The sequence below is a fragment of the Citrobacter sp. Cpo065 genome, assembly GCF_030332805.1.
Classification (GTDB): Bacteria; Pseudomonadota; Gammaproteobacteria; order Enterobacterales; family Enterobacteriaceae; genus Citrobacter; species Citrobacter portucalensis.
Genome location: NZ_JAOWHC010000031.1, coordinates 479,676 through 497,418 on the forward strand (window position 1 = coordinate 479,676; position 17,743 = coordinate 497,418).

Genomic DNA, 17,743 nt, shown 5'->3' on the forward strand with positions numbered 1-17,743 from the left:
GCCACCGGGCAATTGAGTTAGAGACAATCACGATTCACTGCACGTTTCAGGAACCATCGCCCATGACACAGACGTTAAGCCAGCTTGAAAACAGCGGCGCTTTCATTGAACGCCACATCGGACCGGACGCCGCGCAGCAGCAAGAGATGCTGAATGCGGTTGGCGCCGAGTCGTTAAACGCGCTGATCGGCCAGATTGTGCCGAAAGACATTCAGCTCGCAACCCCGCCACAGGTTGGCGAGGCGGCGACCGAATACGCTGCGCTGGCTGAATTAAAAGCCATCGCCGGGCGTAACAAGCGCTTCACGTCCTACATTGGCATGGGCTACACCGCCGTGCAGTTGCCACCGGTTATTCTGCGTAACATGCTGGAAAACCCAGGCTGGTACACCGCATATACGCCGTATCAGCCGGAAGTCTCCCAGGGACGACTGGAAGCTCTTCTGAACTTCCAACAGGTCACACTGGACCTGACGGGGCTGGATATGGCTTCCGCTTCTCTGCTGGATGAAGCCACTGCGGCTGCTGAAGCCATGGCGATGGCCAAACGTGTCAGCAAACTGAAAAATGCCAACCGTTTCTTTGTGGCGGCTGATGTTCACCCGCAAACGCTGGACGTGGTTCGCACCCGTGCAGAAACCTTTGGCTTTGACGTCATTGTTGATGACGCGGCGAAAGCACTGGATCACCAGGATGTGTTTGGCGTGCTGTTGCAGCAGGTTGGCACTACCGGTGAAGTGCACGACTACAGCAAACTGATTGCCGAGCTGAAATCCCGTAAAGTTGTGGTCAGTGTCGCTGCCGACTTTATGGCGCTGGTACTGCTGACTGCACCGGGCAAACAGGGCGCGGATATTGTTTTCGGCTCTGCGCAACGCTTCGGCGTACCGATGGGTTACGGCGGCCCACACGCGGCATTCTTCGCCGCTAAAGACGAATTCAAACGCTCCATGCCAGGCCGTATTATCGGCGTATCGAAAGATGCGGCGGGCAATACCGCACTGCGCATGGCGATGCAGACTCGCGAGCAGCATATCCGCCGTGAGAAAGCGAACTCCAACATTTGTACCTCGCAGGTTCTGCTGGCCAACATCGCCAGCCTGTATGCCGTTTATCATGGTCCGGTTGGCCTGAAACGTATCGCTAATCGCATCCACCGCCTGACTGATATTCTGGCGGCCGGTCTGCAACAGAAAGGGCTGAAGCTGCGCCATGCGCACTACTTCGACACTCTGTGTGTTGAAGTGGCCGACAAAGCGGCTGTTCTGGCGCGTGCCGAAGCGGCAGAAATCAACCTGCGTAGCGATATCCATAACGCGGTAGGTATTACGCTCGATGAAACCACCACCCGTGAAAACGTGGTGCAGTTGTTCAATGTTCTGCTGGGCGACAGCCACGGTTTGAATATCGATACGCTGGATAAAGATGTGGCGCTCGACAGCCGTTCCATTCAGGACAGCATGCTGCGTGACGATGCGATCCTCAGCCATCCGGTGTTTAATCGCTATCACAGCGAAACCGAAATGATGCGCTACATGCACTCGCTGGAGCGCAAAGATCTGGCGCTGAACCAGGCAATGATCCCGCTGGGTTCTTGCACCATGAAGCTGAACGCTGCCGCCGAGATGATCCCTATCACCTGGCCGGAATTCGCTGAACTTCACCCGTTCTGCCCGCCAGAGCAGGCAGAAGGTTATCACCAGATGATCGGCCAGCTTTCCGAGTGGCTGGTAAAACTGACCGGTTATGACGCCGTCTGCATGCAGCCGAACTCCGGCGCGCAGGGCGAGTATGCGGGTCTGCTGGCGATTCGTCACTATCACGAAAGCCGTAACGAAGGCCATCGCGATATCTGTTTGATCCCGGCTTCTGCCCACGGCACCAATCCGGCATCTGCACAGATGGCGGGGATGCAGGTTGTGGTTGTCGCGTGTGATAAGAACGGCAACATCGACCTGGACGATCTGCGAGCAAAAGCAGAACAACATGCTGCGAATCTCTCCTGCATCATGGTGACCTATCCGTCTACTCACGGCGTGTATGAAGAAACGATCCGTGAAGTGTGCGACGTTGTACACCAGTTTGGCGGCCAGGTTTACCTTGATGGTGCGAACATGAACGCTCAGGTTGGGATCACCACGCCGGGCTTTATCGGCGCAGATGTCTCGCACCTCAACCTGCATAAAACATTCTGCATTCCGCACGGCGGCGGCGGCCCAGGTATGGGACCGATTGGCGTCAAATCACATCTGGCACCGTTTGTACCGGGTCACAGCGTAGTGCAGATTGAAGGAATGCTCACCCGTCAGGGCGCAGTTTCAGCGGCGCCGTTCGGTAGCGCATCCATTCTGCCAATCAGTTGGATGTATATCCGTATGATGGGTGCAGAAGGTCTGAAGCAGGCAAGCCAGGTGGCTATCCTTAACGCTAACTACATTGCCAGCCGTCTGAAAGATGCTTATCCGGTGCTGTATACCGGTCGCGACGGTCGCGTGGCGCATGAATGCATTCTCGACATTCGCCCACTGAAAGAAGAGACCGGCATCAGCGAACTGGATATTGCCAAGCGCCTGATCGATTACGGTTTCCATGCGCCGACTATGTCATTCCCGGTCGCGGGTACCCTGATGGTTGAACCGACTGAATCTGAAAGCAAAGTGGAACTTGATCGCTTTATCAATGCGATGCTGGCAATCCGCGCTGAAATCGATCGCGTGAAAGCCGGTGAATGGTCACTGGAAGATAACCCGCTGGTTAACTCACCGCACACGCAAAACGAGCTGGTCGCGGAGTGGAATCACGGTTATAGCCGAGAAATCGCCGTCTTCCCGGCTGGTGTGGCGAACAAATACTGGCCGACCGTGAAACGCCTTGATGATGTTTACGGTGACCGTAACCTGTTCTGCTCCTGCGTGCCGATGAGCGAATATCAGTAACTTTTCCGCGCAGTAAAGCTTTTGTAGGCCGGGTAAGGCGAAGACGCCTCCCGGCTTTTTCATATCTGGAGGTATCCATGGGAATCGCATTGGTTACTGGCGGCAGTCGCGGCATCGGGCGGGCAACCGCGCTGCAGTTAGCGCAAGAGGGTTACACGGTTGCGGTTAACTTTCATCACAATATCCGTGCAGCAACGGAGGTGGTGAATACTATTGTCGCTGCCGGGGGAAAGGCGTTTGCTCTACGGGCTGATATCAGCGATGAAAGCCAGGTTGTGGCAATGTTTGAATCTATTGACCGCGAAGGTGAACCACTGACTGCGTTAGTTAATAATGCCGGGATTTTGTTTGAACAGAGCACGGTGGAAAGCCTAACCGCCGAAAGAATTAACCGCGTGCTGGCGACCAATGTTACCGGCTATTTTTTGTGTTGTCGGGAAGCGGTAAAGCGCATGTCGTTCAAACACGGAGGGCAAGGCGGGGCGATTGTGAATGTCTCTTCGGCGGCATCGCGGCTTGGTGCGCCATTCGAATATGTTGATTACGCGGCCTCAAAAGGCGCTGTGGACACACTCACCACCGGCCTTGCTCTGGAGGTTGCGGCGCAAGGGATCCGCGTAAACTGCGTACGACCTGGTCTTATCTACACTGAAATGCACGCATCAGGCGGCGAGCCGGGAAGGGTCGATCGCGTGAAATCGATGTTGCCTATGCAGCGCGGCGGACAACCGGAGGAGGTCGCGCAGGCGATTACCTGGCTGCTGAGCGAGAAGGCGTCGTACGTAACGGGCAGTTTTCTGGAACTGGCTGGCGGGAAGTAGGGTTTAATCGCCGGTTGGCGCTACGCTTATCCGGCCTACGGGAATTTAATCTGTAGGCTGGATAAGGCGTTTACGCCGCCATCCGGCAAAAAATCAAAGTTTCTCGCCGTTGCTGGCAATCACCGCTTTGTACCAGTTAAAACTTTTCTTGCGTGAACGCGACATATCGCCGGTGCCGTCGTCGTGTTTGTTCACGTAGATAAAGCCGTAGCGCTTGCTGTACTGACCGGTGGTGAACGAGACACAGTCGATGCAGCCCCACGGAGTGTAGCCCATCAGGTCTACGCCATCATACGTTACCGCTTTCATCATCTCTTCAACGTGGGCGCGCAAATAGTCGATGCGATAGTCGTCGTTGATGCTGCCGTCTTCTTCCACTTTGTCGTAGGCACCAAATCCGTTTTCTACGATAAATAGCGGTTTCTGATAGCGCTCATACAGTTCGCATAAGGCGTAACGCAGACCGACCGGATCAATCTGCCAGCCCCAGTCGGACGCTTTTACGTGCGGGTTCGGTACGCTGCCCTCAAAACCAGAAATGGCATCGCCGCTGCCGCCTTCCGCTTTTACCGCGTTGGTCATGTAGTAACTGAATCCGAGATAGTCACAGGTGCCTTCACGCAGGATTTGCTCATCTCCGGCTTCCATTCGGATGTTGAATTCGCGGCGTTCCCACTCGTTCAGTACATATGATGGATAGTAGCCGCGCAGTTGAACGTCGGTGAAAACGTAGCGCTCACGCATCGATTCCTGCGCGAACATCACATCTTCAGGCTTACAGGAGAATGGGTAAAGTGGCACCATCGCCAGCATGCAGCCGACTTTCATTTCCGGGTTGATGCGACGTGCGGCTTTCACTGCCAGAGCGCTGGCCACGAACTGGTGATGCAGCACCTGGTACATGGTTTCTTCCGGGTTTTCATGCTCGGTATACACCACGCCGGAGCAGCAATAACCAAACAGCGGTGCGCGCCAGTTGCGCTGGTTGTTGATCTCGTTAAAGGTCATCCAGTATTTGACCTTGTGCTTGTAGCGCTCAAAAACGACTTCAGCAAATCGGACAAAGAAATCGACGACTTTACGATTGGTCCAGCTACCGTATTGTTGAACCAGGTGCAGCGGCATTTCAAAGTGGGAAAGGGTGATGACCGGTTCGATGTTGTACTTCAGCAGTTCATCGAACATGTCGTCGTAGAACTTTAGCCCTTCTTCATTCGGCTGGCTTTCGTCCCCTTTGGGGAAGATACGGGTCCAGGCGATTGAGGTACGGAAGCATTTGAAGCCCATCTCGGCAAACAGCTTGATGTCTTCTTTGTAATGACCGTAAAAATCGACGGCTTCGTGGTTGGGGTAGTACTTACCGGGCTCAACTTCCTGAGTGATTTCTCGCGGAACGCCGTGTGCCCCTCCGGTCAGTACATCGCAAATGCTGGGGCCTTTGCCACCTTTGTTCCAGCCGCCTTCAACCTGGTGCGCCGCAACCGCGCCACCCCATAAAAAATCTTTTGGTAAGGTAAGTTTTTTCATCTGCGCTCAGTCTCAAATTAATACCATCTGATTTTGAGTCTAACAAAGGAAAGATAAATGTCACGATATAACAAAATAGCGCTAATGTGATTTGTTACATCCAAAAAACAGATTGTTTTTTTACGCTATTCTTTTCGCCAACTTGCGGCCGAGTGATTCCAGAATATAAATAACAGGGATCTGCGTAGTTATATCGTATACCCCGGCAATGCGCGTCTGTGGAACGTGCCAGGAGAGATTAAAGTCAGCCAATTTGGCCAGCCGCGAATGTTCATGACTGGTGACAGACAGGACCCTACAGTTATGCAGGCTGAACTGGCTGGCAAAACGCAGGATCTCTTCTGTTTCACCGGAAACGGAAAGCACGATCGCCAGCGCGTTTCTGGTCATGTCATTCGTTACCGGGAAATAAGGATCATCAATGTGATTACTGAATTTTCCAACGTTTGAGAAAAAACGTGCGCCATATTTGGCTAAGGCTCCGGATGTTCCCGCTCCGACGAATATAATACGTTCGGAAGATAATATAATATCAACAGCCTGATCGAGCAGGTTATCGAACTCATCATTATTAACGCCTTTAAAGAAGCTGATAATTTCGCTGGCACCGAAATTAGCCTGTTGCGGTTCATTCTGCTCTAAATATAATTTGAAGCGCACGCGAAATTCTGAGTAACCTTCACACTTAAGCTTGCGGCAAAAGCGCAGTACGGTGGTAGTGGAAACACCCACGGCATCGGCCAGTTCGCGAATGGTCATGTACATGACTTTGTCACGGTTTTTGATGACATAGTTGTAGACCAGCATCTCAAGATTGTTGAGACTGGCGATGGCAGCGTGGGAGAACATACTCACAATGGCAAAACTCACTCATCAGACTTCATCTACAGGGAATAATAACATGCAGCCAAATGACATCACTTTTTTTCAGCGTTTCCAGGATGACATTCTGGCCGGACGCAAGACCATCACTATTCGTGACGAGTCTGAATCACACTTCAAAGCCGGGGACATTTTACGGGTTGGGCGCTTCGAAGATGACGGTTACTTCTGCACGATTGAGGTTGTTGGCACCTCAACCGTCACGCTGGATACGCTGACGGATAAACATGCCCAGCAGGAAAACATGACGCTTGAAGAACTTAAACGTGTCATTGCCGAGATTTACCCGGATCAGACGCAATTTTATGTGATTGATTTTAAATACCTTTGATTTTAATAGTACGCATGTTAGCTGAAATTTAAAAACTAAAACTATGATTTTTAATGGTAAATATTTATCTGGTAATTATTTTAGCTAACAGGTGTTCACTGGAACCATTCTCAGTTACGCTAGAGGAGCAATCACGATAGGGTTCGTTTCTCGGGAGTAAGTTATGGTTCAGAAGCCATTAATCGCGCAGGGATATTCGCTGGCAGAGGAAATAGCCAACAGCATCAGTCACGGTATCGGGCTGGTGTTTGGGATTGTCGGACTGGTGTTGTTGCTGGTTCAGGCAGTGGATACCAATGCCAGCGCTATGGCGATTACCAGCTATAGCCTGTACGGCGGCAGCATGATCCTGCTGTTCCTCGCCTCAACCTTGTATCACGCGATCCCCCATCAGAGAGCGAAAGTCTGGCTGAAAAAATTCGACCACTGTGCGATTTATCTGCTGATTGCCGGGACCTATACGCCATTTCTGCTGGTGGGGCTTGATTCGCCGCTGGCTCGTGGGTTGATGATTGTTATCTGGAGCCTGGCGCTGCTCGGTATTTTATTCAAACTGACCATCGCACACCGGTTTAAAATTCTGTCGCTGGTGACTTACCTGACAATGGGCTGGCTTTCGCTGATTGTGGTGTATCAACTGGCGGTGAAGTTGGCGGCGGGAGGCGTGACGTTGCTGGCTGTTGGCGGTGTGGTGTATTCGCTGGGCGTAATTTTCTACGTCTGTAAGCGTATTCCTTATAACCATGCGATCTGGCACGGTTTTGTGCTGGGCGGCAGCGTTTGCCACTTCCTGGCGATCTATCTGTACGTGGGGCAACACGCATAGATTCAGTGCAACCCCGGGGGCGGCGTAAACGCCTCGCCCGGGCTGTATTTTGTTGGCCGGACGAGGCAATGCCGCAATCCGGCGGCCTGTGCCGAATTGCCTAATGGCGCTGCGCTTATCAGGCCTACCAATTACTCTTCGTCTAACGAATATGGCAGCGGTACGATACGCAGCGTTTTTGCGTCGTCACGAACGCGGAACACGCTGTCGGCCTCCATGTCGTTATTCATCACAACCTGCACCAGTACCTGACCATCGGCCAGTTGTACTGCAGCAAGTACGGTACCAGTACGACGCCAGTTCTCGCCCATTTTTAATTCAAGGTCTTCGCCAGCTTCCGGTACTCGACCGGCGGCACCCGCCAAAGTCCACATGGCGCGTTTGTTGGCTCCGCGGAATTTTGCACGAGCCACCATTTCCTGACCGGTGTAGCAGCCTTTTTTAAAGCTGATCCCGCCCAGAGCCTGCAGATTGGTAGCCTGTGGAATAAACTGTGCACTGTTGGCTGTATCAATAACGGGGATACCCGCTTCGATATCCAGCGCCAGCCACTGCTGGCTGTTATTTAACTCAGCTTCGCCACGCAGCTTTTCAACCAAGGTTTCTGCTGTGGTGGCATCAACGATCAGCAGAAAACGTTCGGCAGGGTGTTCGAACCACAATACCGTGGAGGCACCTTCGGTAATGACCTGCTTATCACTGTTCGGTAATTCGCTAAAGAGATTGGCCAGCGCTGCACGAGCCTGGAATCCCGCTACACCCAGCAAGACGCGCTCGTCGTCTGGGGCGATCGCCACCTTCGAGAAGACCGCGTATTTTTTCAGCTCAGTGAGCTGCGCATCACGCAGGCTACGGCGCTCAAGCCATGCAAAACCGTCACCCCGGCGGAACAGACGCAGGTTGCTCCACATTTTACCTTTGGCGTCACAATGTGCAGCCAACAGGTGCTGATGCTCGGTCATCTGGCTGACATCCGCCGTGACCTGACCCTGAATATACTTCTCACTGTCGACACCGGTGATGGTGGCGAGCGCCCAGTCATCGAGCGTCATTAGCGTCAGAGGTAAACGCGTTGACGCAAAAGGCTGGCGAGGAGGAAAAGATGTAAAAGCCATAATAATGTCCTGATTTGCTTAACGCAGTGATGATGACTAATGGTAAAAGAGCTATGGCCCATTGCAAGCGGTTTAAACAGGCTATTTGTGCCATATATTGTGCTTTGCGAGGAGACATCCAAAATTGGTGAATCCTTTGGCTTAATAAGGTTTTATTTAGCGAGCGAGCTTCAGTTTACTGATATTCCCGTAAAAAGAGCGGGAAAAACACGTTACAATAGCGGGATACTTCGTTTTCGCGAGACAGGGAGAAGAACATGGATATTAACAACAAAGCACGTATTCATTGGGCATGCCGCCGCGGTATGCGCGAGCTGGACATCTCGATCATGCCGTTTTTCGAACATGAATATGACAGCTTAAGTGACGAAGAAAAACGTATCTTTATCCGTCTGCTAGAATGTGATGATCCAGATTTATTTAACTGGTTGATGAATCATGGGAAACCAGCTGATGAGCAGCTGGAACAGATGGTGCGACTTATCCAGACACGGAATCGGGAACGTGGTCCAGTGGCAATCTGATTTACGCGTATCATGGCGCGCGCAGTGGCTTTCACTGCTAATTCATGGGCTGGTCGCGGTGTTTATTTTATTGATGCCCTGGCCGTTGAGCTACACCCCATTATGGCTGGTTTTACTCTCTCTGGTGGTGTTCGATAGCGTTCGCAGTCAGCGTCGAATCAACGCCTGTCAGGGTGAGATTCGGCTATTGATGGATGGCCGTCTGCGCTGGCAAGGGCAAGAGTGGTCTATCGTTAGCGCCCCCTGGATGGTTAAAACAGGCATGATGCTGCGTTTGCGATCTGATGCCGGAAAACGTCAACATTTGTGGCTGGCAGCAGACAGTATGGATGATGCAGAGTGGCGGGATTTACGACGGTTGATGCTGCAAAAGGCGAAGCAAGGGTAACGCATGACACATGCCTGATGGCGCGCAGCTTGAATGCCTACAGTTAGGTGCGTCATGCAGGCCGGATAAGGCATTTACGCCGTCATCCGGCAAATCGGTTATCAGGACCAGTGCTCGGCCATTTCCCCAAGAATTTGCTCGCACCAGGCCTGAATGCGTTCATCGCTGAGATCGTACTGGTTTGTCTCATCCAGCGCCAGGCCAACAAACAGTTGTCCATCAGCAATGACGGGTTTATCGCTGGTGAATTCGTAGCCTTCGGTGGGCCAGTAGCCGACAAACTTTACACCTTTGGTGATCAGTTTATCGTGCAGCATACCCAACGCATCCAGGAACCATTCGCCGTATCCCAACTGATCGCCCATACCGTAAAGTGCGACAATCTTGCCTTCCAGGTTGAGGTCGTCCAGTTGCTCCCAGACCGCTTCCCAGTCCTCCTGAATTTCACCGAAATCCCAGGTTGGGATGCCCAAAATGAGCACGTCATATTGCTCCATTAGGGTCGGGGAATCGTCTTTGAGGTTGTGCAGTGTCACCAGTTCGGGACCCAGGATATCGCGGATTTTTTCTGCTGCCATTTCGGTGTAGCAGGTGCTGGAACCGTAAAAAAGACCCATGTTCATGACGTAAACATCTCAATTCTGCTGTAGCGTTGCGGGTAGTGTAACAGAATCGCCGCATTCTCGGCACAATGAGGCATAATGCATCAAAAATGAGAGTGGAATAAGGGGCGCGAGTGGAACAGGATCTGGCGCGCATCGAGCAGTTTCTTGATGCCCTGTGGCTGGAACGAAATCTGGCGGAAAACACATTAAGTGCGTATCGTCGCGATCTGACCATGCTTGTGGAATGGTTACATCACCGCGGCGCTTCGCTTGCGACCGCGCAAAGTGATGATCTGCAAGCCTTGCTGGCTGAGCGGATGGATGGAGGGTATAAAGCCACCAGTTCCGCACGTTTGCTCAGTGCGACGCGACGTTTTTTTCAGCATCTGTACCGCGAAAAATATCGCGAAGATGACCCCAGCGCCTCGCTTGCATCACCTAAACTTCCGCAGCGCCTGCCTAAAGATCTCAGCGAAGCGCAGGTTGAGCGGCTGCTACAAGCGCCGCTTATTGAGCAACCGCTGGAGCTACGCGACAAAGCCATGCTGGAAGTGCTGTATGCAACAGGCCTGCGCGTGTCTGAACTGGTAGGACTGACGATGAGTGACGTCAGCCTGCGTCAGGGTGTGGTACGGGTGATCGGTAAAGGTAACAAAGAGCGCCTTGTCCCGTTGGGTGAGGAGGCTGTGTACTGGCTGGAAACTTACCTGGAGCATGGGCGTCCATGGTTGCTCAACGGCGTATCGATTGATGTGCTGTTTCCTAGTCAGCGGGCGCAACAGATGACCCGTCAGACCTTCTGGCATCGTATCAAACACTATGCTGTGTTGGCGGGAATCGACAGCGAAAAGCTGTCACCGCACGTCCTGCGGCACGCGTTTGCCACGCATCTGCTCAACCATGGCGCAGACCTGCGCGTGGTGCAGATGCTACTGGGGCATAGCGATCTCTCGACAACGCAGATTTATACTCATGTCGCAACGGAGCGCTTGCGGCAACTACATCAACAGCATCACCCGCGAGCGTGAGTGCTGACAGGATAGGATAGGCTATGAAAAAACGTTTTATGATGTTCACCCTTCTGGCGACGGCGTTTTCCGGCATGGTACATGCAGACGACGCGGCAATTCGTCAGTCATTAGCAAAGCTGGGTGTGCAGAGCACCGAGATTCAACCTGCTCCGGTTGCGGGCATGAAAACCGTACTGACCAATAGCGGCGTGCTGTACGTAACTGAAGACGGTAAACATATTATTCAGGGACCGATGTACGACGTGAGCGGCGCAAGTCCGGTGAATGTCACCAACCAACTGCTGATGAAGCATCTGAACGCGCTGGAAAAAGAGATGATCATCTACAAAGCGCCGCAGGAAAAACACGTCATTACCGTTTTCACCGACATCACTTGTGGTTACTGCCACAAGCTGCATGAAGAGATGAAAGATTACAATGCGTTGGGGATCACCGTACGTTATCTGGCCTTCCCACGTCAGGGGCTGGACAGCCAGGCTGAACAAGACATGAAGTCTATCTGGTGTGCTAAGGACAAAAACAAAGCCTTTGACGACGCGATGACTGGCAAGGGCGTGAAAGCGGCGACCTGTGATGTGGATATCGCTAACCACTATGCGCTGGGCGTACAGTTTGGCGTCAGCGGTACACCGGCGATTGTGCTGAGCAATGGCTATGTCGTACCTGGTTATCAGGGCCCGAAAGAGATGAAAGAATTCCTCGACGCACATGCAAAACAGACCAGCGGTAAATAATTCGCGTGAAACAACAGATACAACTTCGTCGGCGTGAAGCCGACGAGACAGCCGAGCTACCTGCCGACTTACCGCCGCTGCTGCGCCGTTTATACGCCAGCCGTGGTGTACGTAGCGCGCAGGAGCTTGAGCGTAGCGTCAAAGGAATGCTGCCGTGGCAGCATTTAAACGGTGTCGAAAAGGCGGTTGAGATCCTCTACAGCGCCTTTCGTGCGGGAACTCGCATCATCGTTGTTGGCGATTTCGATGCCGATGGCGCGACCAGCACGGCGCTAAGCATCCTGGCGATGCGCGCGTTGGGCTGCAGTAACGTTGACTACCTGGTGCCAAATCGTTTTGAGGACGGTTATGGTTTAAGCCCGGAAGTCGTTGATCAGGCCCATGCCCGTGGTGCTCAGCTGATTGTCACCGTAGACAACGGCATCTCGTCTCACGCGGGTGTCGAACATGCCAGAACGTTGGGGATCCCGGTCGTTGTGACCGATCACCACCTGCCTGGGGATACGCTGCCGGGCGCAGAGGCGATCATTAATCCTAACCTGCACGACTGTGAGTTCCCGTCGAAATCGCTGGCAGGCGTTGGTGTAGCCTTCTATCTGATGCTGGCGCTGCGCACTTTCCTGCGTGACAAAGGCTGGTTTGATGAGCGAGGCATTGCACCGCCGAACCTGGCGGATTTGCTCGATCTGGTTGCGCTTGGCACGGTGGCGGACGTGGTCCCGTTGGATGCCAATAACCGCATTCTGACGTGGCAAGGCTTAAGCCGTATCCGTGCTGGAAAATGCCGCCCAGGTATTAAAGCGCTGCTGGAGATTTCCAATCGCGACCCCCTAAAGCTGGCAGCCAGTGATTTAGGTTTTGCCCTCGGGCCACGGCTGAATGCGGCGGGGCGTCTGGACGATATGTCCGTTGGCGTAGCGCTGTTGCTGTGCGACAACATTGGTGAAGCGCGCGTGCTGGCCAATGAGCTGGACGCACTCAACCAGACGCGCAAAGAAATTGAGCAGGGTATGCAGGCCGAAGCGCTGACCCTGTGTGAAAAGCTGGAACGCAGTAGCGATACGCTTCCGGGCGGCCTGGCAATGTATCATCCCGAGTGGCATCAGGGCGTTGTGGGGATTCTGGCATCGCGTATTAAAGAGCGATTCCATCGCCCGGTGATAGCGTTTGCCCCGGCAGGTGACGGTACTCTTAAAGGCTCCGGGCGTTCGATTCAGGGGCTGCACATGCGCGATGCGCTGGAACGCCTGGACACCCTTTATCCGGGCATGATCCTCAAGTTTGGCGGTCACGCCATGGCTGCGGGCTTATCGCTTGAAGAGGCGCAGTTTGAGCGTTTCCAGCAGCGTTTTGGCGAACTGGTAACCGAGTGGTTGGATCCCGCCTTACTGCAAGGTGAAGTGGTGTCGGATGGCCCACTGAACGCGTCGGAGATGACCATGGAGGTCGCACAAATGCTGCGTGATGCCGGACCGTGGGGACAAATGTTCCCGGAACCGCTGTTTGACGGGCATTTCCGTTTGCTCCAGCAGCGTCTGGTCGGTGAGCGTCATCTGAAGGTAATGGTGGAGCCCGTAGGCGGTGGTCCGCTGCTGGACGGCATTGCGTTTAACGTCGATACCACCTGCTGGCCGGACAACGGCGTGCGCGAAGTTCAGCTTGCCTACAAACTGGATATTAATGAGTTTCGCGGCAACCGTAGTTTGCAGATTATAATCGACAATATCTGGCCACTTTAGCGTCACTAATCGCTATAAAAAAGGGCGTGGATTAGTTACAATCCCGCTCTTATCACCGCATTTTGACTAGTCCAATAAAAGAAATCAGACAATGTTTGAAATTAATCCGGTAAATAACCGCATTCAGGACCTCACGGAGCGCTCTGACGTTCTTAGGGGGTATCTTTGACTATGATGCCAAGAAAGAGCGTCTGGAAGAAGTAAACGCCGAGCTGGAACAGCCGGACGTATGGAACGAACCCGAACGCGCGCAGGCGCTGGGTAAAGAGCGTTCTTCTCTTGAAGCCATCGTTGATACGCTCGATCAGATGAGCCAGGGCCTGGAAGATGTCTCCGGCCTGCTGGAACTGGCTGTAGAAGCCGACGACGAAGAAACCTTTAACGAAGCCGTAGCAGAACTCGACACGCTGGAAGATAAGCTGGCCCAGCTGGAATTCCGTCGTATGTTCTCCGGTGAATATGACAGCGCAGATTGCTATCTCGATATTCAGGCAGGTTCTGGCGGTACGGAAGCGCAGGACTGGGCAAGCATGCTGATGCGCATGTATCTGCGTTGGGCTGAAGCGCGCGGCTTCAAGACTGAAATTATTGAAGAGTCTGAAGGTGAAGTGGCGGGTATTAAATCCGTGACCATCAGAATTGCTGGCGAATATGCGTACGGTTGGCTGCGTACTGAAACCGGCGTACACCGTCTGGTTCGTAAGAGTCCGTTCGACTCCGGCGGACGTCGCCATACGTCGTTCAGTTCTGCGTTTGTTTATCCGGAAGTTGATGATGATATTGATATCGATATCAACCCGGCGGATCTGCGTATTGACGTTTACCGTGCCTCCGGTGCGGGTGGTCAGCACGTTAACCGTACGGAATCTGCGGTGCGTATTACCCACATCCCGACTGGGATTGTGACGCAGTGTCAGAACGACCGTTCCCAGCACAAGAACAAAGACCAGGCCATGAAGCAGATGAAAGCGAAGCTTTATGAACTGGAAATGCAGAAGAAGAATGCCGAGAAACAGGCGATGGAAGACAACAAGTCAGATATCGGCTGGGGTAGCCAGATTCGTTCTTATGTCCTTGATGACTCCCGCATCAAAGATCTGCGTACCGGGGTTGAAACCCGTAACACGCAGGCGGTGCTGGATGGCAGCCTGGATCAATTTATCGAAGCAAGTTTGAAAGCAGGGTTATGAGGAACCAACATGTCTGAACAACACGTACAGGGCGCTGACGCGGTAGCCGACCTTAACAATGAACTGAAAACGCGCCGTGAGAAGCTGGCGAGCCTGCGTGAGCAGGGGATCCCGTTCCCGAACGATTTCCGTCGCGATCATACCTCAGACCAACTGCATGCTGACTTCGACGCGAAAGAAAACGAAGAGCTGGAAGCGCTGAACATTGAGGTATCCGTTGCTGGCCGTATGATGACCCGTCGTATTATGGGTAAAGCATCATTCGTTACGCTGCAGGACGTTGGCGGCCGTATTCAGCTGTACGTTGCTCGCGATGACCTGCCGGAAGGCGTCTACAACGAGCAGTTCAAAAAATGGGATCTGGGCGATATCCTCGGCGCGAAAGGTAAGTTGTTCAAGACCAAGACCGGTGAGTTGTCTATTCACTGCACCGAACTGCGTCTGCTGACCAAAGCGCTGCGCCCGCTGCCGGACAAATTCCACGGTCTGCAGGATCAGGAAGCGCGCTATCGTCAACGTTACCTGGATCTCATCTCTAACGATGAATCCCGCAATACCTTTAAAGTGCGTTCACAAATTATGGCTGGTATCCGTCAGTTCATGGTTGCTCGTGGCTTTATGGAAGTAGAAACCCCGATGATGCAGGTGATCCCTGGCGGTGCGGCAGCGCGTCCGTTTATCACTCATCATAACGCGCTGGATCTGGACATGTACCTGCGTATCGCGCCGGAACTGTACCTCAAGCGTCTGGTGGTTGGCGGCTTCGAACGCGTATTCGAAATTAACCGTAACTTCCGTAACGAAGGCATCTCTGTTCGCCATAACCCAGAGTTCACCATGATGGAACTCTACATGGCTTATGCGGACTACAAAGATCTGATCGAACTGACCGAATCGCTGTTCCGTACGCTGGCGCAGAACGTTCTGGGAACGACTGAAGTGCCTTACGGTGAAGAAGTCTTCGACTTCGGTAAGCCGTTCGAAAAACTGACCATGCGTGAAGCGATTCAGAAATACCGTCCGGAAACCAACATGGCCGATCTGGATAACTTCGACTCTGCAAAAGCGATTGCTGAATCTATCGGCATCAAAGTTGAGAAGAGCTGGGGTCTGGGCCGTATCGTGACCGAGATCTTTGAAGAAGTTGCGGAAGCGCACCTGATTCAACCGACCTTCATTACCGAGTACCCGGCAGAAGTTTCTCCGCTGGCGCGTCGTAATGACGAAAATCCGGAAATCACTGACCGTTTCGAATTCTTCATCGGCGGACGTGAAATCGGTAACGGTTTCAGCGAGCTGAACGATGCAGAAGATCAGGCGCAGCGTTTCCAGGATCAGGTTAACGCTAAAGATGCGGGTGATGACGAGGCAATGTTCTATGACGAAGACTACGTTACCGCTCTGGAACACGGTCTGCCGCCGACTGCGGGTCTGGGCATTGGTATCGACCGTATGGTTATGCTGTTCACCAACAGCCACACCATCCGCGACGTGATCCTGTTCCCGGCGATGCGCCCGGTTAAGTAAGATGTGAAATGCCGGATGGCGGCTGACGCCTTATCCGGCCTACGATTCGTTATGTAGGCCAGATAAGCGTAGCGCCATCAGGCAATAATTTGTTGGCAGTAATTCCGCAACAGCGCACGCGCTTCTTTGTCTGCAACCTGCATTACCATCCACGGGCTAAAAGCCCACGGCGTCGCGTCAATCCCACTTAAGACATCCTCAAGACTGCTCCACTGGCAATCCATCACTTCATCTGGGTTTAGCTGTAGCGGACTCACGATATGTGCGGCATAAACCGGGCACACTTCGTTTTCAACTATTCCACTCGGGTCTGTAGCGCGATAACGAAAGTCAGCGTATACGGGGCTGAGCAAGTCGATGTCTGCACCCAGTTCGAAGCGAGCCCGGCGAACAATAGCGGCTTCGTGGGTTTCACCCAGCTGCGGGTGACCGCAGACAGAGTTGGTCCAGACACCTGGCCAGGCTTTTTTGTGCAGCGAGCGGCGGGTGACCAGCAGTTGGCCCTGCTCGTTAAATATCCAGCACGAGAAAGCGGAATGCAGGGGAGTTGTGGCGGTATGCGCCGCATATTTTTCCAGCGTTCCGCAGGGTTGGTCCTGCTCATTCAATAAAATGACATGTTCCTGTCGCATAGCGTCCACCATCAATCTTAAGCACCCATATTATATGCTTAATTAAGTCAGATTGATTAACAGAGGGTGTGAAATGCCAGAGCCGACGGTTCGTTGCGCGATATGATTTGGCATCCGGTGTCTGGCTGCTATGATAAAGCGTCTGAAAATGTTGCGAGGTATTGTTTTGAGTGCAGGACGCCTGAAGAAAAATGGCCTGGGTATCGTGATGTTGCTGTGCGTCGGTCTGCTGTTAGCAGGGTGTTCCGGGAGCAAGTCGTCTGATACAGGAAGTTATTCCGGCTCCGTGTATACCGTGAAGCGGGGGGATACGCTATACCGTATTTCGCGCGCTACCGGGACCAGCGTGAAAGAGATCGCCCGCCTGAATAATATTTCACCGCCCTATACCATTGAAGTAGGGCAAAAACTGAAGGTCAGCGGTGGCGCGAAAACCAGTTCTAACTCTGGCAAAACAACCAAGAAATCCTCAACCAAAACGGCAGCGGTCAGACCGTCTTCGTCCGTACCGCAGTCTTCCTGGCCTCCGGTAGGGCAACGTTGCTGGCAGTGGCCTGCCAGCGGTAAGGTGATCCTGCCTTATTCAACCGCGGACGGCGGCAACAAGGGCATTGATATCTCGGCTGCGCGCGGTACACCGATTTATGCCGCCGGCGCCGGGAAGGTGGTTTACGTCGGTAATCAGCTGCGGGGCTATGGTAATCTCATCATGATTAAGCACAGTGAGGACTACATCACTGCGTATGCGCATAATGACACCATGCTGGTGAACAACGGTCAAAACGTGAAGGCCGGGCAGAAAATCGCGACGATGGGAAGCTCGGATGCGACTACGGTGCGGCTGCATTTCCAAATCCGCTACCGGGCGACGGCTATCGATCCGCTGCGTTATTTACCGCCGCAGGGCAGTAAACCAAAATGCTGACGGTGATTTA

General features: G+C 53.1%; 17 protein-coding genes. 12 read left to right on the plus strand and 5 right to left on the minus strand.

Going from position 1 to position 17,743, the window contains the following annotated elements; genetic code table 11:
- Positions 1-62 precede the first annotated feature (62 nt).
- Together gcvP and OGY68_RS13400 are read left to right on the plus strand one after the other, a co-directional pair.
- On the plus strand, positions 63-2,936 hold the full coding sequence (gene gcvP / locus OGY68_RS13395) for an aminomethyl-transferring glycine dehydrogenase (protein WP_003825499.1): 2,874 nt from the start codon (positions 63-65) through the stop codon (positions 2,934-2,936).
- 77 nt (positions 2,937-3,013) lie between these two features.
- The gene (locus OGY68_RS13400; RefSeq protein WP_003825501.1) at positions 3,014-3,757 is read left to right on the plus strand and encodes an SDR family oxidoreductase; all 744 of its coding nucleotides are present in this window, start codon (positions 3,014-3,016) and stop codon (positions 3,755-3,757) included.
- Between the two features lie 93 nt (positions 3,758-3,850).
- Here OGY68_RS13400 and bglA read toward each other — a convergent pair whose 3' ends face one another.
- A complete protein-coding gene (bglA, locus tag OGY68_RS13405) occupies positions 3,851-5,284 on the minus strand; it encodes a 6-phospho-beta-glucosidase BglA (protein ID WP_057067555.1) in 1,434 nt (477 codons plus the stop codon).
- Between the two features lie 120 nt (positions 5,285-5,404).
- Complete coding sequence (locus OGY68_RS13410; RefSeq protein WP_057067569.1) at positions 5,405-6,133, minus strand: MurR/RpiR family transcriptional regulator; 729 nt, start codon at positions 6,131-6,133, stop codon at positions 5,405-5,407.
- A 52-nt stretch (positions 6,134-6,185) separates the two neighbouring features.
- On the opposite strand from OGY68_RS13410, the gene yqfB reads away from it, so the two are divergent.
- Positions 6,186-6,497 carry a N(4)-acetylcytidine aminohydrolase gene (gene yqfB, locus OGY68_RS13415; RefSeq protein WP_057067554.1) on the plus strand — a complete coding sequence of 104 codons (312 nt, stop codon included), beginning with the start codon at positions 6,186-6,188 and terminating at the stop codon, positions 6,495-6,497.
- Positions 6,498-6,660: 163 nt separating this feature from the next.
- Positions 6,661-7,323 (plus strand): PAQR family membrane homeostasis protein TrhA, encoded by a 663-nt coding sequence (gene trhA / locus OGY68_RS13420; protein ID WP_006686898.1) that lies wholly within the window; start codon positions 6,661-6,663, stop codon positions 7,321-7,323.
- A gap of 131 nt (positions 7,324-7,454) precedes the next feature.
- On the opposite strand, the gene ygfZ is transcribed toward trhA, so the two are convergent.
- The gene (gene ygfZ, locus OGY68_RS13425; RefSeq protein ID WP_048236721.1) at positions 7,455-8,438 is read right to left on the minus strand and encodes a tRNA-modifying protein YgfZ; all 984 of its coding nucleotides are present in this window, start codon (positions 8,436-8,438) and stop codon (positions 7,455-7,457) included.
- A 257-nt stretch (positions 8,439-8,695) separates the two neighbouring features.
- Between ygfZ and sdhE the strand changes: the two genes are divergently transcribed.
- Positions 8,696-8,962: an FAD assembly factor SdhE gene (gene sdhE, locus OGY68_RS13430; protein WP_003825514.1), complete on the plus strand. Its 267-nt coding sequence runs from the start codon at positions 8,696-8,698 to the stop codon at positions 8,960-8,962.
- Positions 8,943-9,350, plus strand: a complete 408-nt coding sequence (locus tag OGY68_RS13435) for a protein YgfX (protein WP_003825515.1) — start codon at positions 8,943-8,945, stop codon at positions 9,348-9,350. Before sdhE ends, OGY68_RS13435 begins: the two co-directional genes overlap by 20 nt.
- A 101-nt stretch (positions 9,351-9,451) precedes the next feature.
- Here OGY68_RS13435 and fldB read toward each other — a convergent pair whose 3' ends face one another.
- On the minus strand, positions 9,452-9,973 hold the full coding sequence (fldB, locus tag OGY68_RS13440) for a flavodoxin FldB (protein WP_003026933.1): 522 nt from the start codon (positions 9,971-9,973) through the stop codon (positions 9,452-9,454).
- Positions 9,974-10,086: 113 nt separating this feature from the next.
- On the opposite strand from fldB, the gene xerD reads away from it, so the two are divergent.
- From xerD to lysS, 5 genes are all read left to right on the plus strand, one after another.
- The gene (gene xerD / locus OGY68_RS13445; RefSeq protein WP_003825519.1) at positions 10,087-10,983 is read left to right on the plus strand and encodes a site-specific tyrosine recombinase XerD; all 897 of its coding nucleotides are present in this window, start codon (positions 10,087-10,089) and stop codon (positions 10,981-10,983) included.
- Between the two features lie 23 nt (positions 10,984-11,006).
- Positions 11,007-11,720 (plus strand): bifunctional protein-disulfide isomerase/oxidoreductase DsbC, encoded by a 714-nt coding sequence (dsbC, locus tag OGY68_RS13450; protein ID WP_003825520.1) that lies wholly within the window; start codon positions 11,007-11,009, stop codon positions 11,718-11,720.
- A 5-nt stretch (positions 11,721-11,725) separates the two neighbouring features.
- Positions 11,726-13,459: a single-stranded-DNA-specific exonuclease RecJ gene (gene recJ / locus OGY68_RS13455; RefSeq protein WP_057068484.1), complete on the plus strand. Its 1,734-nt coding sequence runs from the start codon at positions 11,726-11,728 to the stop codon at positions 13,457-13,459.
- A gap of 91 nt (positions 13,460-13,550) precedes the next feature.
- Positions 13,551-14,649, plus strand: a protein-coding gene (gene prfB, locus OGY68_RS13460) for a peptide chain release factor 2 (protein WP_100194817.1) whose coding sequence is annotated in 2 segments (ribosomal slippage) — positions 13,551-13,625 and positions 13,627-14,649 — 1,098 coding nt in all. Because the reading frame shifts where the segments join, the coding sequence is not laid out codon by codon here.
- 9 nt (positions 14,650-14,658) lie between these two features.
- A complete protein-coding gene (gene lysS / locus OGY68_RS13465) occupies positions 14,659-16,176 on the plus strand; it encodes a lysine--tRNA ligase (RefSeq protein WP_003026911.1) in 1,518 nt (505 codons plus the stop codon).
- Between the two features lie 77 nt (positions 16,177-16,253).
- Here lysS and idi read toward each other — a convergent pair whose 3' ends face one another.
- Positions 16,254-16,808, minus strand: a complete 555-nt coding sequence (gene idi, locus OGY68_RS13470) for an isopentenyl-diphosphate Delta-isomerase (RefSeq protein ID WP_057068486.1) — start codon at positions 16,806-16,808, stop codon at positions 16,254-16,256.
- 166 nt (positions 16,809-16,974) lie between these two features.
- Here idi and actS point away from each other — a divergent pair, with 166 nt between their 5' ends.
- On the plus strand, positions 16,975-17,733 hold the full coding sequence (gene actS / locus OGY68_RS13475) for an amidase activator ActS (protein ID WP_032945492.1): 759 nt from the start codon (positions 16,975-16,977) through the stop codon (positions 17,731-17,733).
- Positions 17,734-17,743 lie beyond the last annotated feature (10 nt).